This window comes from Hymenobacter antarcticus, from assembly GCF_039539545.1.
Taxonomy (GTDB): Bacteria; Bacteroidota; Bacteroidia; order Cytophagales; family Hymenobacteraceae; genus Hymenobacter; species Hymenobacter antarcticus.
This window is the reverse complement of the sequence record NZ_BAABDI010000022.1, coordinates 37,556-51,385: the sequence shown is the minus strand read 5'-3', so window position 1 is coordinate 51,385 and position 13,830 is coordinate 37,556. Positions and strand designations below refer to the sequence as shown.

Annotated in this window: 13 protein-coding genes; 11 read left to right on the top strand and 2 right to left on the bottom strand. The window is 60.1% G+C overall.

The annotated features are described in order from the left end of the window. Window positions 1-232: 232 nt before the first annotated feature. A complete protein-coding gene (gene panB / locus ABD819_RS15035) occupies window positions 233-1,048 on the bottom strand; it encodes a 3-methyl-2-oxobutanoate hydroxymethyltransferase (RefSeq protein WP_345125642.1) in 816 nt (271 codons plus the stop codon). A gap of 150 nt (window positions 1,049-1,198) precedes the next feature. Beyond that, window positions 1,199-4,186 (bottom strand): putative LPS assembly protein LptD, encoded by a 2,988-nt coding sequence (locus tag ABD819_RS15030; protein WP_345125640.1) that lies wholly within the window; start codon window positions 4,184-4,186, stop codon window positions 1,199-1,201. 210 nt (window positions 4,187-4,396) lie between these two features. Here ABD819_RS15030 and ABD819_RS15025 point away from each other — a divergent pair, with 210 nt between their 5' ends. The 11 genes from ABD819_RS15025 to ABD819_RS14975 all read left to right on the top strand — a co-directional run bounded on the left by ABD819_RS15025 (window position 4,397) and on the right by ABD819_RS14975 (window position 13,680). Further along, the gene (locus tag ABD819_RS15025) at window positions 4,397-5,137 is read left to right on the top strand and encodes an N-acetylmuramoyl-L-alanine amidase family protein (protein ID WP_345125681.1); all 741 of its coding nucleotides are present in this window, start codon (window positions 4,397-4,399) and stop codon (window positions 5,135-5,137) included. A gap of 135 nt (window positions 5,138-5,272) precedes the next feature. Next, window positions 5,273-6,289 carry an MlaD family protein gene (locus ABD819_RS15020; protein WP_345125638.1) on the top strand — a complete coding sequence of 339 codons (1,017 nt, stop codon included), beginning with the start codon at window positions 5,273-5,275 and terminating at the stop codon, window positions 6,287-6,289. Window positions 6,290-6,489: 200 nt separating this feature from the next. Beyond that, complete coding sequence (locus ABD819_RS15015) at window positions 6,490-8,118, top strand: acyl-CoA carboxylase subunit beta (RefSeq protein WP_345125637.1); 1,629 nt, start codon at window positions 6,490-6,492, stop codon at window positions 8,116-8,118. Window positions 8,119-8,209: 91 nt separating this feature from the next. Next, complete coding sequence (locus tag ABD819_RS15010) at window positions 8,210-8,686, top strand: hypothetical protein (protein WP_345125635.1); 477 nt, start codon at window positions 8,210-8,212, stop codon at window positions 8,684-8,686. Between the two features lie 159 nt (window positions 8,687-8,845). Further along, window positions 8,846-9,127 (top strand): type II toxin-antitoxin system RelE/ParE family toxin, encoded by a 282-nt coding sequence (locus ABD819_RS15005; protein WP_345125633.1) that lies wholly within the window; start codon window positions 8,846-8,848, stop codon window positions 9,125-9,127. A gap of 7 nt (window positions 9,128-9,134) precedes the next feature. After that, on the top strand, window positions 9,135-9,431 hold the full coding sequence (locus ABD819_RS15000) for a HigA family addiction module antitoxin (RefSeq protein WP_345125631.1): 297 nt from the start codon (window positions 9,135-9,137) through the stop codon (window positions 9,429-9,431). 167 nt (window positions 9,432-9,598) lie between these two features. Then, window positions 9,599-10,768, top strand: coding sequence for a hypothetical protein (locus ABD819_RS14995; protein ID WP_345125629.1), 1,170 nt, complete (start codon window positions 9,599-9,601; stop codon window positions 10,766-10,768). A 167-nt stretch (window positions 10,769-10,935) separates the two neighbouring features. Further along, window positions 10,936-11,793 (top strand): ABC transporter ATP-binding protein, encoded by an 858-nt coding sequence (locus tag ABD819_RS14990; protein WP_345125628.1) that lies wholly within the window; start codon window positions 10,936-10,938, stop codon window positions 11,791-11,793. Beyond that, window positions 11,777-12,559, top strand: a complete 783-nt coding sequence (locus ABD819_RS14985) for a hypothetical protein (RefSeq protein ID WP_345125627.1) — start codon at window positions 11,777-11,779, stop codon at window positions 12,557-12,559. Before ABD819_RS14990 ends, ABD819_RS14985 begins: the two co-directional genes overlap by 17 nt. 13 nt (window positions 12,560-12,572) lie before the next feature. After that, window positions 12,573-12,974: a GntR family transcriptional regulator gene (locus ABD819_RS14980; RefSeq protein WP_345125626.1), complete on the top strand. Its 402-nt coding sequence runs from the start codon at window positions 12,573-12,575 to the stop codon at window positions 12,972-12,974. Continuing rightward, window positions 12,958-13,680 carry a hypothetical protein gene (locus ABD819_RS14975; RefSeq protein ID WP_345125624.1) on the top strand — a complete coding sequence of 241 codons (723 nt, stop codon included), beginning with the start codon at window positions 12,958-12,960 and terminating at the stop codon, window positions 13,678-13,680. Before ABD819_RS14980 ends, ABD819_RS14975 begins: the two co-directional genes overlap by 17 nt. The last annotated feature ends 150 nt before the right edge of the window (window positions 13,681-13,830 follow it).

The following is a 13,830-nucleotide window of genomic DNA, read 5'->3' as shown; positions in this document are numbered from 1 at the left end:
CCACACTCACTGGGCGCTCCGCTCTTGCTTTTTGGTGCGACGAAGATACGAAGGAGCGCGGGAGCGGGAATAAAACAGTACCAGGAGCTTTATTTGGATGGATAAGCAGAAAGCACGTCATGCTGAGCGCAGTCGAAGCATCTCTACCGCGCAACCAATCAGAATTAGTGTGGCGGTAGAGATGCTTCGACTGCGCTCAGCATGACGGGCTTTTTGCAGATTATAAAAACCCTTAGTACCCTTCCTCTTTGCTGGGGAATTCGCGGCTTTTCACATCGGCCACGTAATGCTGCACGGCTTCGGTCATGATGTCGTGCAGCTCGGCGTAGCGGCGCAGGAAGCGGGGCTTGAACTCCTTGGTGATGCCGAGCAGGTCGTGGACGACCAGCACCTGGCCGTCCACGTCGGGGCCGGCCCCGATGCCGATGACGGGGATGGTGAGCTCCTCGGCTACCTGCTTGGCCAGGGCGGCAGGGATTTTTTCGAGCACCAGGCCGAAGCAGCCGATTTCCTGGAGCAGGCGGGCGTCTTCGAGCAGCTTCTGGGCCTCGGCTTCTTCCTTGGCGCGCACGCTGTAGGTGCCGAACTTGTAGATGGACTGCGGCGTGAGGCCGAGGTGGCCCATAACCGGAATGCCGGCCGTGAGAATGCGGATGATGCTGTCCTTCACCTCGGCACCGCCTTCGAGCTTCACGCCGTGGCCGCCCGACTCTTTCATAATGCGGATGGCCGACTGCAGCGCCACCGACGAATTGCCCTGGTAGGAGCCAAACGGCATGTCAACGACCACGAAGGCGCGCTTCACGGCGCGCACCACGCTCTGGGCGTGGTATATCATCTGGTCGAGGGTGATGGGCAGGGTGGTTTCGTGGCCGGCCATGACGTTGGAAGCCGAGTCGCCGACGAGCAGCACGTCGATGCCGGCCCCGTCCAGAATCTGGGCCATCGAGAAGTCGTAGGCCGTGAGCATGGAAATTTTTTCCCCCCGCTCCTTCATGGCAAGCATCTGGTGGGTGGTAATGAGTTTGACTTCCTTGTGCTGAGACATGGGGCGAGGGAGGGCGGGGTTCGAACGTAAAATGACGTTTGGCGGGGCAAAGCTGGTAACAATTTCGTTACCCGGCACCGTAGGCCCACAAAAAAGCCCCTGGCCGAAGCGCAGGGGCGGGTAAGAACCAGGCGGCCGGCACCGGGCGCGCTACTGGAGTTGGGGCGAGCGGTTGCGGTTGAGCTTGAGGTCCTGCAGCAGGCTGCTTTTGGCCGCGATGGTGAAGTTGTAGCCTTTGGCCGGCCCAATCGGTACCCAGTACCCCGTGATTTGCCAGCAATGCAGGTCGCGGGTGAAGGCCAGGTTGGGGAATACCACCGTCTGGCTGATGAAGTCGTAGCTCAGATTATAGCTGAAGCGCAGGTTTTCGGTGAGCTTCACCGAGCCCGTGCCACCGATGGTGTGGGCCGCGAGCAGGCGCGGGCGCGGGAGCTGGTCATCGGGCCGCCGCGGAATAGCCACGGTGCTGTAAGAAGCCGAGTAGGTCAGGTTCAACTCCCACGGAATATCGAAGTCCACGTAATCGGCGTAGAAATTGGGCGGGCCCACGGTGCCCAGGCTGGGGTCGTTGCTGGGAGCTACGGCGCGCTTCACCACGCTCTTGCGCGTGCCGGTGGCGGGGTTGAAGGCGTAGTTGGCCTGGAGGTTGGCGGCAGTCAGGCGCAGCAGACGGCGCGGATTGGCCTCAAACAGGTAAGTATTCGGGATACGCATACCCCGGCTATCACGCTGGTAGGGGTCGAACTGAGCACCGCTGTTCAGCGTCAGCTTCTGGGCTATTTGGGTGCTGAAAACTACGTTCAGCGGCGAGAGCTTAAATTCGGGTGCAAGAAAGTCGTAGGCAAAGGAAAAGTCCAGGTTGCGGAACAAATCGACTTTCTTGAAGGGGTTGAGGCCGGTGGTGTCGTTGGGGTCGCGCACCTTCATTTCTATCGCGTTTTGCAGCGTGAAGGATAGTTGGCTTTGCGGGGCACCGCCGGGAGCGGCGGTTAGGAAATTATTGTATCGGTTGAAGGTGCTGAAGGGCAGCTGGTCGATTCGCCCCAGGTTGGGGAATGGGTAGTTGGCTAATACCTTGTTGGGGTCCTGCAGCACGCTTCTGCGCTCGGTGAAATCGGGCGCTACGGTATAGCTAAGGGCGGGCGTCACCTTATGGCGCAGGGCCTGAATTTTGCGCACGCCTTTGCGCACCACCGTGCCGTAGAACGCGGTGTTGAGGCTAAGGCCGCCCGAGTAGCTGTTTACCCGATTGAAGCCAAAAGTGGTGTCGATGCGGATAGCCTGCGCCACCGGCAGGTAGCTGTAGCTGAGGCGCTGGCTGTACCATACTTCTTCGTACCTGACGAAGGGCGTGAGCTTAAAATTCTTCGCCACGGTGTAGGAGCCCAGTCCGATGGTGAGGTTGTGCACGGCGCTGTTGCGCGCGTTCTTCAGCAAGTTGCCGATGCTGCCGAAACTGACCGGAATCCGGCTTTCCTGGGTAGTGCCGCCCAGCAGCGGCAGGCCGGTGGTGAGGCCGCGAGGCGTTACCACGTTGCTTATCTCGTTGCTGGCCGAGCCGGTGTAACTCACCGTGAGCTGCTCGTAAAAGTCCTTCAGCTTGCCGCCGGGCTTGATGCCGAACCACTGGTAGGGGTATTGCCGGGCAATGCCCACGGTGAGGCTGGGCAGGGTGAAGTTCATTTTGCCATCGGTGCCCTGGCTTTGGGCCAGGCGCACGTCGTAGTTCACCGGCGAGTTGCGAATCTGCTTCGAGTAGCCCACGCTGGAGTTGTACTGCGTGGTGAGGCGGCGGCGGGCATCGAGGCTAACCGACTGGTCGTAGCCCGGCGTGCCCGCCGCTACGCTGGCCGTGAAGCGCCCGCCGCCGGGCTTGGGCTCGGGGGTGTGGTTCCAGGTAATCCAGAACGAGTTGTTGGCCGGCGGCCTGATGTAGCCCAGGCCCACTCCCTGGTCATCGCGCTGCACGATGGGGGCAATGGGCCGGTTAAGGAAGCGCAGGTTGAAATTGCCCCTGTAGGTGTAGCGTTTCAAATACGAAATATCGGCCGTGAGGCCAAAGCCGCCGAAAGTCTGGGCATTACCGGCGTAGATGTCGCCGGTGAGGCGCACGCCGATGTAGTCGTTCGGGGCGAAGTAATAGCCGCCGTTGGTGAGGAAGTAACCACGGTCGGCCGCCTGCCCGAAGGTGGGAATCAGCACGCCCGAGCCCCGGCTGCGGTTGGGCGTGGGGAAGAAGCCAAACAGGAAGCCCAGCGGCGTGGGCACGTCGCCAATCACGAGGTTGAACGGTCCGGTCACGACTTTATCGCCCGGAATCACCTTCATTTTCTTGGCCTGAATGTAGAAGTGCGGGTGCTCCAGGTTGCAGGTGGTGTAGCGCCCGTTCAGGCCGTTGATGTCACCGTCGGGCATGCGCTTGATGGTGGCGGCGCTCACGAAGCCTTCGCCCTGGGTGGTCACGGCCTCCGTCACCTTGGCCTTCTTGCTCTTGAAATTGTAGGCAATGCTGCTGGCCGTGTAGAGGCCGCCCTTGTCCTTGAGCACCGGCCGGCCCATCAGCCGGTTTTTCACGCTATCCATCTTGCCCTCGGCCTGCATGGTGTTGGTGCCGTAGTTCACCGTGATGAGGGCCGCTTTGAGGTCGGTTTCGCCATACACCACGCTGGCCCCGTTGTAGAGCCGGGCCACCTTCTGCGTCACATCGAACTGGATGGAGTCCTTGGCGGTGTAATTAATCGTGGTTTCAATCTGGCCCCTGCGCCGGGCGGCCAGCTGCAGCGAATCGCCGGCGCGGCTCACGCCGTTCAGTAAATTGGTGGTGTCGGGGAGGGCGGCACCGGGAGCCAGCATATCGCCGGGCACGGCTTTGTGCGAAGCGCCGGGAATGCGCGACTGGCCGGTATTGCGCACGCCGGGGGGCGGCGGGCCCTGCGGGTCGCGCGGGTCGGGCGAAATGTTGCGTACCGGCGGCATGGGGGCACTGCCGGCCCGGCGCTTGGGCGCGACCTGGCCCCAGGCCGAACCCGGACCAAGCAGCAGCAACAGAACGAGTAGGACCAGCTGGCCGGGGCCACGCCACGCCGGGGCTGCCCGGTGCCACCGGGCCTCAAAACGATGGCCAAAGCAAGCAGGCAAAGTAGTATAGCAGTTAAATCGTTTACTTTTGGGGCCAGTTACAGCTCATTACAAAGGTAGCAGGTCGCTACCGCCCCTTCAACGAACATCGTGCGGATTATTGTCACCTGGGCCAGCGCCGCCCTTTTGCTGCTGGGCGCCGGAAGCGGGGAATGGAAAGCCGAGGCCCAAACCCCGGCCGATTCCACGCGCTTCGCCCCCGATTCGGCTCTGCCGGCCCCGGCTTTGCCCGGCCCCGACGCGCCCTACCGATACCGCCTGCGCACCGTGGTGCTCGATGCCGGCCACGGCGGCAAAGACCGGGGCTGCGCCGGCGCCTCGGCCCGCGAAGCCGATGTGGCCCTGGCCCTCATTCTGGCCCTGGGCAAGCAGATTCAGGATAACCTGCCCGACGTGAAGGTGATTTACACGCGCAAAACCAACGTGTTTGTGGAGCTGGACGAGCGGGCCGCCATCGCCAACCGCAACCACGCCGACCTGTTCATCTCCATCCATTGCAACGCCGGCCCCAGCCAGAGCCACGGCACCGAGGTCTGGACCATGGGCCTGCACAAAACCGACGCCAACCTGGGCGTGGCCCAGCGCGAAAACGCGGTTATCCTGCAGGAAAAAGACTACCAGAAGCGCTACGACGGCTTCGACCCGCGCTCGCCCCAAAGCCACATTTTATTTTCGCTCTTTCAGTCGGCCTACATCACCAACAGCCTGCGCTTTGCCCAGCGCGTGGACCGGCAGCTGCGTACCACCGTCAACCGCCCCAGCCGCGGCGTGAAACAAGCCGGCTTTCTGGTGCTTTGGAAGTCGACCATGCCTTCCGTGCTCATCGAATCCGGCTTCCTCACCAACCCGGCCGAGGAGCGCTACCTCAACGAGAAAGCCAATCAATCGTATATGGCCGCAGCCATCTACCGGGCCTTTCGCGAATACAAGCGCGAGCTGGAAGGCGGCTGACTTCAGTGAGTGAATGAGCGAATGAGTGATTGAGTGAATGGAAAAGCCATCCGGGCTCGTTTGCTTTTATCCTTGTTTGTTTTTTTGCTACCCGCTGTTCATTCACTCATCCACTCATCCACTCATTCACTTCCCGTGTCTAAAGAAATAAAAGTAGCGCTGCTCGCCATCGTAGCCATTGTAGTCCTTGTGTTTGGCTACAACTTCCTGAGGGGAAGCAATTTGCTGTCGTCTGACCGCACTTTCTACGCCACTTACCCCGATGTGGACGGCCTCAACGTAGGCGCTGCCGTCATCCTGAACGGCATCAAAGTAGGGCAGGTGAAAAAAATGGAGCTGATGCCCGAAAAAGGCAACGCCGTGCGAGCCTCGCTGGAACTGGAAAAGGGCATTGTGCTCGGCGATTCCACCTTAGCTAGCTTGGGCGGTTCGCTGCTGGGCTCCAAAACTATCACCCTGAGCCTGGGCCGCAACACCAAGGAATTCACCGGCGGTGAAGAGCTGAAAACAGAGTCTTCGGCGGGCATTGCCGGCTTGGCCACGGCCTTGCAGGCGCGGGCCCTGCCCGTGCTCACCAGCCTCGATTCGACGTTGCGCCACGTCAACAGCATCATTAACAAGGATGCTGAAACCAACATTCAGGGCACCCTGCTGGGGGCCCGCGCCAGCACTGAGGCACTTTTAGCGCTTATTGCCTCCAACCAGGCCAACGTTAATCAGATTACCCGCAACTTCGCGCAGATGAGCGTGGCGCTGAATAAAACGACCGTCAAGCTCGACAAGATTGCCAGCAACTTCAGCCAGTTGTCCGATTCGTTGAAATCCGCCCCGGTGGGGCCTGCCCTGCGTCGCCTCGACGCCACCCTGGCCGATGCCCAGACCACCGTGCAAACCCTCAACACGGCCCTCAACGACCAGAAAGGCTCGATGGGCCGGCTACTGCACGACTCCACGCTGTATAAAAACCTGGCCGCCACCACCGCCAGCTCCAACGACCTGCTGGTCGACCTGAAGGCTAACCCTAAGCGCTACGTGCATTTCTCGGTATTCGGCGGCGGCGGTAAGGATAAGAGCAAGGTCGAAACCACTCAAAAGTCCGACGGGACTACCAAAACCGAAGTGAAAAAGGTGGAAACCTCGTCGGTTAAGTAGGGTTCTCGCCCGTCATGCTGAGCGCAGCCGAAGCATCTCTACCGCGTAAGTAAATAATTGCTACTGCGGTAGAGATGCTTCGGCTGCGCTCAGCATGACGTTCTTTTTATAGTTCAAGGAAATGCCGCGCCGTACCTTTGAAATCCGCCTCCGGGCGGATTTTTTTGTGCCCATTCTTCCAAAATCCCACCCCACTTTATATGAACGTCGAGTTCAACCGCAACGAAGACCAGCTCAAGCAACTAAGCTTCAACCTCAGCCAGAAATTCAAAAAGGTAGCCCTGGGCGGGGGCGAAAAGCGCATTGCCGCCCACAAGGCCAAGGGCAAGCTCACCGCCCGCGAGCGGATTGAGTACCTGTTGGATAAGGGCGCGGCTCAGGTCGAAATCGGCGCGTTCGCGGGCGAAGGGATGTACAAAGAAGAGGGTGGCTGCCCCGGCGGCGGCGTGGTCGTGGTTATCGGCTACGTAGCCGGGCGGCAATGCGTGGTGGTGGCCAACGATGCCACCGTGAAGGCCGGCGCCTGGTTCCCCATCACCGCCAAAAAGAACCTGCGGGCCCAGGAAATCAGCATCGAAAACAAGCTGCCGATTATCTACTTGGTCGATTCGGCGGGCGTGTACCTGCCCATGCAGGACGAGATTTTTCCCGATAAGGAGCATTTCGGCCGCATCTTCCGCAACAACGCGGTGATGAGCAGCATGGGCATCGTGCAGATTTCGGCCATCATGGGCCCCTGCGTGGCCGGTGGCGCGTACCTGCCCATTATGAGCGACGAGGCCATGATTGTGAATGGCACCGGCTCGGTGTTCCTGGCCGGCTCCTACCTGGTAAAGTCCGCCATCGGCGAAACCATTGATAACGAGGCGTTGGGCGGCGCGAGGATGCACTCCGAAATCTCGGGCGTGACGGACTACAAGTTCGATACCGACGAGGAGTGCCTGACCCACATCCGCAACATCTTCGACAAGATGGGCGGGCAGGCCACGGCCGGCTTCAGCCGCACCACCCCCGCCAAGCCCAGGTTGGATGAGCAGGAACTGTACGGCACGCTCCCCGCCGACCGGGTGAAGCCCTACGACATGATGGAAATCATCAACCGTCTGGTTGATAACTCGGAGTTCGAGCCCTACAAAGACCTGTATGGCCAGACGCTCATCTGCGGCCTGGCGCGCATCGATGGCTGGGCGGTGGGCATCGTGGCCAACCAGCGCAAAATCGTGAAGAGCAAGAAAACCGGCATGCAGATGGGCGGCGTCATCTACTCCGACTCGGCCGACAAGGCGGCCCGCTTCATCATGAACTGCAACCAGAAGCGCATCCCACTGGTGTTTCTGCACGACGTGTCGGGCTTCATGGTGGGCTCGGCCTCCGAGCAGGGTGGTATCATCAAGGACGGCGCTAAAATGGTGAATGCCATGGCCAATTCGGTGGTGCCCAAGTTCACCGTCATCGTGGGCAACAGCTACGGGGCCGGCAACTACGCCATGTGCGGCAAAGCCTACGACCCGCGCCTCATCGTGGCCTGGCCCACCGCCCAACTCGCCGTAATGAGCGGCGCGGCGGCCGCCAATACGCTCCTGCAAATCCAGGTGGCCTCCCTCAAAGCCAAAGGTGAAGTCATTACCCCCGAAGCCGAAAAGGAGCTGCTCGACCGCATCAAGGCCCGCTACGAGGAGCAGCTATCGCCCTACTACGCCGCGGCCCGGCTGTGGGTCGATGCCGTGATTGACCCGCTGGAAACCCGCAAGGTGCTCTCCGAAGGCATTGCGGCTGCCAACCATGCGCCGATTGAGAAGGCGTATAACGTGGGGGTCATTCAGGTGTGAGACTACGAACTACAATTTCTTAGCGACCGGCATAGATAAAATTCAGGTTTTCGAATTTATTTTCGAGCATACGGAATTGCAGGTTTTCGACTTGTCTTCTAAATTCAGTCAGAAAGTATGTCAATACAAAAGCATTGCTGAAGTAGCTGCAAAGTTTGATTTAGAAAATGGTGGGCAGTTTGCTATAACTCTCCAATTATGGAGCCCGCGTTTTGGCGGGGAAGTAATATTTAGAAAAGTTAATTTAAACCCTGAGTCCTGTGAAGGACATACCTTTCGTTATGCCACAGGCGGTTGGGGATTAATTCAGCTTTACTTAGGCGGATACCAGAAGAACTGCCTCCATCATTCCAATATCGGCCATTTCAATGAGAGAGGAGCCTTAGGTAGAGCTGATGATGACAAAACATTAGCCGAGGTAAAACGCTGGGACTGGAAAGAGATAGTTTCAACTTCAGGGCGATTGAGACGGCACATCAGTAAAATAGCTGTTGGGAAGTTCGATGGTATGGATGTTTTGCCTGGGGCTGATGCATTAAGTAAAAGCGGAGTAGAATTGCGTTACTAGACTCATAAAAACCCTCTATCTCCTGGCCGGCTGCAACGGCGTGGGCAAAACTACCGCCGCCTACGCCCTGCTGCCCGACCTGCTGGACTGCCGCGAGTTCGTGAATAGCCTAATCAAACTAACTACTTACCTTTAGCGTTAGTAACGCTCGGCGTAAGTATGATTGCATCCTTTGGCTCGAAACAGACGGAACAGATTTGGCTGGGTGAGCAGGTAACCAAGCTGCCGCTGGAAGTTCAGAAAATCGGGCGGCATAAGCTGCGGATGATTCACAACTCCCAGAATATTGCCGACCTGCGCATTCCGCCGGCCAACCGACTGGAAAAGCTGGCGGGTAACCGAAAGGATTTTTACAGCATTCGCATCAACGACCAATGGCGCATCATTTTCCAGTGGAGCGCCGGCCAGGCTACCGAAGTTGAAATTGTCGATTATCACTAAACTCTCGATGGAACGTCTCCCTAACATTCACCCCGGCGAAATCCTGCAAGAGGAATTCCTCAGCGAGTTCCATATCACTGCTTACCGCCTGGCGCAGGACCTGCGCATTCCTCAAACCCGTGTGGCGGCCATTTTAAAAGGCAAGCGCCGCATCACGGCCGATACGGCCCTGCGACTTGGCCGCTACTTCGGCAACTCGCCTAAGTTCTGGCTGGGCTTGCAGGACGACTACGATTTGGAGAAAGAGCAAATTCACCATCTGGCCGACCTGGAAGTGGTCCAGCCATTGAAAGAAGCCGCTTAATCAGCGGCTTTTTTTATGACGGGTGTCTTCCGTCCATGAAAAACTACTGCCTGTCGGCCGGCTGCCACGGGGCAGACAAAACTGCCGCCACTTACGCCCTGTTGCTAAACAGCAGCCAGCAATAAATCTTTTCTGGCCGTAAATTGCGCTACTAATTTCGCTCCATTATGGCAAAAAAAAAGCCCGTTACGCCCAAGCCGCAGCTCGTGCACATTCCGGCGCTCAGCACCAATAACCCACTGCTGGGCAAGGCCCAGAAGGAATTTAACCGCCTCACCAAACGCATTGCGAAGCTGGAAAGCGAGGTGCACGAGTTCCGCGAGGCCGCGACGCGGCTGCGGCAGCGGGTGCAGAACGAGTACCGGCCCCTGCAAGCCCGGCATAACGACGAGCGCGCCAACCTCGTGCGCCTGCTCGACCACGCCCTCGATACCTACAAGCTGACCAAGGGCGAGCGCAATAAAATCCTGGATTTGATACTCGACGGCTTCATTGATTTGCTCGACCACGGCCACCCCGAGCTGCAACCCATCTTCGATAAGTACGCCCCGCCGCTCTCGCCCGAAGAAGACGCCCAAGCCGACCGGGAAATTGCCGAGGCCATGAAGGAAATGTTCAGTGCCAACTTCGGTATCGAGTTTGAACCCGATGCCGACGTGAGCACGCAGGCCAAGTTTCAGGCCTACGTGCAGCAGAAAATGGCCCAGCAGCAAGCCCTGCACGCCGAGGAAGCAGCCGAGGAAGAGGCCCAGCAGCAGGCCCGTCGCGCCACCCGCAAAAAAACACCCAAGCAGCAGGCCGCCGAAGATAAAAAGCAGGCCGAGGAAAAGAACATTACCAAGTCGGTGCGCGCCCTCTACATGGATTTGGTGAAGGCCCTGCACCCCGACCGCGAGCCCGACGAAGCCGAGAAAATCCGCAAAACCGAGCTGCTCAAGCAAGTCACCACCGCCTACGAGGCCAACGAGCTGCTCACGCTGCTGCGGCTCCAGCTCGAACTCAACCGCATCGACCAGAGCCACCTCGAAAACCTGGCCGAAGACCAGCTGCGCTACTACAACAAGCTGCTGCGCGAGCAGGCGGGCGAGCTGGAAGGCGCGCTTTATGAGGAGCAGCAGGAGCTGTCGCAGTTCAGCGGTCAGCCGTTTTACCTGCTGTCGTCGCCCGTTGCGCTGGAGTATGCGTTTCAGCGCCAGCAGGCGCAGCTCGAAGTCAAAATCAAGCAGCTCGCCGCCGAGGTGCTGGCCTTCGAGCACGACCCGGCGGCGCTGAAAGCGTTTTTGAAAACGCACCGACTGCCTCGCAAAGGGCAGCAGCACATCATGATACGCTTGTAGCGCACCGGGCTGTCGCCAGAGCCCGCTGGTGCCATTACCTTGAAAAGCCGCCTCCCAGGCGGCTTTTTTCGTGCCCAAAAATAATTTGCTGGTTGCATTGGAATAGCAAAAAAGCTGCCGTACGTTTGTAGTGTACTAGAACAATAATACACTAGAACAACAACCGCATGGTCCGCATCCGCAACCTTCATTTTGGGTACTCCAAGAAGCGCCCGCTCTTCCAAAACCTGAGCCTGACGCTGGAGCGCGGGCACATCTACGGCCTGCTGGGCAAGAACGGCGCGGGCAAGTCCACGCTGCTCAAGAACATCGTGGGGCTGGCCTTTCCCGATGCCGGGACTTGCGAGGTGCTGGGGCAGCCAGCGGCGCGGCGGCTGCCCGCCGTGCTGGCCGACGTGTTTTTCCTGCCCGAAGAAGTGTACGTGCCGGCCGTGACGGCCGCGCAGTTCGTGGAGCACACGGCGGGCTTCTACCCCAGGTTCGACTACGATGCGCTGGCGCGTTACCTGAGCGAGTTTGAGGTGCCGGCCCAGGCCGTGCTCGCGGCGCTCTCGTTCGGGCAGCAGAAGAAGTTCATGATTGCCTTCGCGCTGGCCGCCAACACCAGCCTGCTGGTGCTCGACGAGCCCACCAACGGGCTGGATATTCCCTCCAAGGCCCAGTTCCGCAAACTCGTGGCAACGGCCCTCACTGACGAGCGCTGCGTGATAGTATCGACTCACCAGGTGCGCGATTTGGAGAGCCTGATTGATACCGTGCTGGTGCTGCACGGCCAGCGCATCGTGCTCAACGCCGACCTCGGCGACCTGGGCGAGCGCCTCAGTTTCGCCAGCGTGGCCGAGGCCGATGGCACGGCCCTCTACGCCGAGGAAACGGCGGTGGGCGCGCAGGTTATCCGGCCCAACCGTAGCGGCGTGCCGGGCCGCATCGATTTAGAATTGCTGTTCAATGCCCTGGTGAGCGAAGCGCCCGCCCTGGCCCACTACCTCACCCAAACCCAGCCCGCTCATGAGCCAGCTCTTTGATTTCGCGCGCTTTGGGCGCTTGTTCCGCAAGCACACGGCCGAGCATTTGCGCAGCTACCTCATGTCGACGGTGGTACTGCTGGGCGGCATTGGGCTGGTGCTGGGCTACGTGGCGTATCTGAATACGCAGGCCATGGTGCCGTCGGTGCAGGGCGTGGTGTTTATCCTGGGGTTGCTGAGCTCGGGCACCTTTTTCACCAGTACGGTACTGGCCGAGTTCGGCAACCAGCGGCAGGCCACGGCGGCGCTCATGCTGCCGGCCTCGCACTGGGAAAAATACCTGGTGGCCTGGCTCTACGCGCTGCCCATTTTCCTGCTGGTGTACATCGGCTGCTTCTATTTGATGGACAGCCTGGTGCTGCAATTTGACGACTGGGCGGGGCCCAGACCGGAGTTGGTGTCGCTGTTTTCGAGCCAGGATAAGATTTACGCCTCCCTGGTGGCCTACGCGCTGCTGAGCGCGGCATTTTTGTGGGGCAGCATTTTCTTCCGCAAGCAGCAGTTTGTCCGCACGGCGTTTGTGCTGCTGCTGGGCGGGGTGGTGCTGGCCGTAGTGAATTTTCAGGCGCAGAAGTGGCTGATTGGGCAAGGCCTCATCTCGGCCATTCCCTACTCCACGGTGAAGTTTCAGGATGGCACCACGGGCGTGGCCAGCACCATTTCCCTCACCGAGGCGCAGCTGCGCTGGCTGGTGGTGGTGCCCGTGGGCATGCTGCTACTCAGCTGGGCCGGGGCCTATACTCGCCTCACCGAAAAGCAGCTGTAAAGCCACTTAAGCCATGGAATTCAAAGATAATGAAGCCATCTACCTGCAAATAGCCGGGTACGTGAGCGAGCTGATACTGCGCGGCAAGTGGCCGCCCGACCACAAGATTCCGTCGGTGCGCGAACTGGCCGGTAGCTTGCAGGTGAACCCCAACACGGTGATGCGCACCTACGAGCTGCTGCAGAGCCAGGAGGTGCTGTATAACAAGCGCGGCATCGGGTTTTTTGTGGCCGCCGGGGCCGTGGCGCAGGTGCAGCAGCAGCGCCGCGAGCGGTTCCTGACCCAGGAGCTGCCCGAGGTATTTGCTGCCATGCTGCTGCTCGGCATCGGCCTGCCCGAGGTGCAGCGCCGCTACGAGGAATTTAAAAATGCCCAACCCCAACCCGTCATTTCTTCCCATGAAAACCAGCAATAAGATTTTCGTTGCCGCGGTCGTGCTGCTGCTCAGCACCCTCACGGCCTACAACGTGGCGCTGCGGGCCGAGCAGCGCACCGGCAACTACAAAGACCCGCTGCACAACTACACCACCCTGGCCTTGCGCAATTTCGATGCCGTGAGCGTGCCCTCGGCCAGCGGGCTTAAGGTGAAAATTGTGGCCGGCCCTTTTGCCGTGCGGGTGAGTAAGGAGGCGGCCGATTTTGTGCGCGTTACCCAGCGTGGCCAGCAGCTGCTGGTATCGGTGGCATACCCGCGGGAGCCGGAGTACCTGGGCCGCCAGGAGGTGATGGTGATTTCCTGCCCGCGCCTCGCCGCCCTCACCACGGACGGCACCTACACCCTGGCCGGCCAGACGCCGCTTGGCAAGCTCCAAACCGGGGGCACGGTGCTGGTGCAGGGCTTTCGGCAAGACAGCCTGACGGTGCGCCAGGACCGGAGCAACCAAATCCGACTGGCGGGCAACACGCTGGGCTGGCTGCGCGCCGTGGTCGGTACCAGTCCCGGCAGCGGCCCGGAGCTGGAAATCGAGTCGGATAATCGCATTCAGGCCGCCGATTTGACCATTGGTCATCAGGGGCATTTAAACCTGGCGACGGGGATTCCGCGCCTGCATCAGCAGTTTTCGGACAGCGCGTCGGTGACGTTTTCCGGGGCGGCGGCGCGCAGCCTGAGCGCGAAGTAGCCGGCGGGGTAGGCGGGTAATTACGCTGCGGCATTGAGCATGCGGCCGGGCCGGGTGGTCGGGCCGCGTGCCGGGAGGGCCGCCGCACTACCACTGGCGGCGCGGCCGGTACCTTTGCCCGCAGGGTGGGGCCCAAAGGACGGGACTTCG

Excerpts from the sequence above, each read along its gene's own strand:
- ABD819_RS14975 (WP_345125624.1), top strand. The coding sequence starts at position 12,958 with ATGAAAACCAGCAATAAGATTTTCGTTGCCGCGGTCGTGCTGCTGCTC.
- ABD819_RS14995 (WP_345125629.1), top strand. The coding sequence starts at position 9,599 with ATGGCAAAAAAAAAGCCCGTTACGCCCAAGCCGCAGCTCGTGCACATT.
- ABD819_RS14990 (WP_345125628.1), top strand. The coding sequence starts at position 10,936 with ATGGTCCGCATCCGCAACCTTCATTTTGGGTACTCCAAGAAGCGCCCG.
- ABD819_RS15015 (WP_345125637.1), top strand. The coding sequence starts at position 6,490 with ATGAACGTCGAGTTCAACCGCAACGAAGACCAGCTCAAGCAACTAAGC.
- ABD819_RS14980 (WP_345125626.1), top strand. The coding sequence starts at position 12,573 with ATGGAATTCAAAGATAATGAAGCCATCTACCTGCAAATAGCCGGGTAC.
- ABD819_RS15000 (WP_345125631.1), top strand. The coding sequence starts at position 9,135 with ATGGAACGTCTCCCTAACATTCACCCCGGCGAAATCCTGCAAGAGGAA.
- ABD819_RS15005 (WP_345125633.1), top strand. The coding sequence starts at position 8,846 with ATGATTGCATCCTTTGGCTCGAAACAGACGGAACAGATTTGGCTGGGT.
- panB (WP_345125642.1), bottom strand. The coding sequence starts at position 1,048 with ATGTCTCAGCACAAGGAAGTCAAACTCATTACCACCCACCAGATGCTT.
- ABD819_RS14985 (WP_345125627.1), top strand. The coding sequence starts at position 11,777 with ATGAGCCAGCTCTTTGATTTCGCGCGCTTTGGGCGCTTGTTCCGCAAG.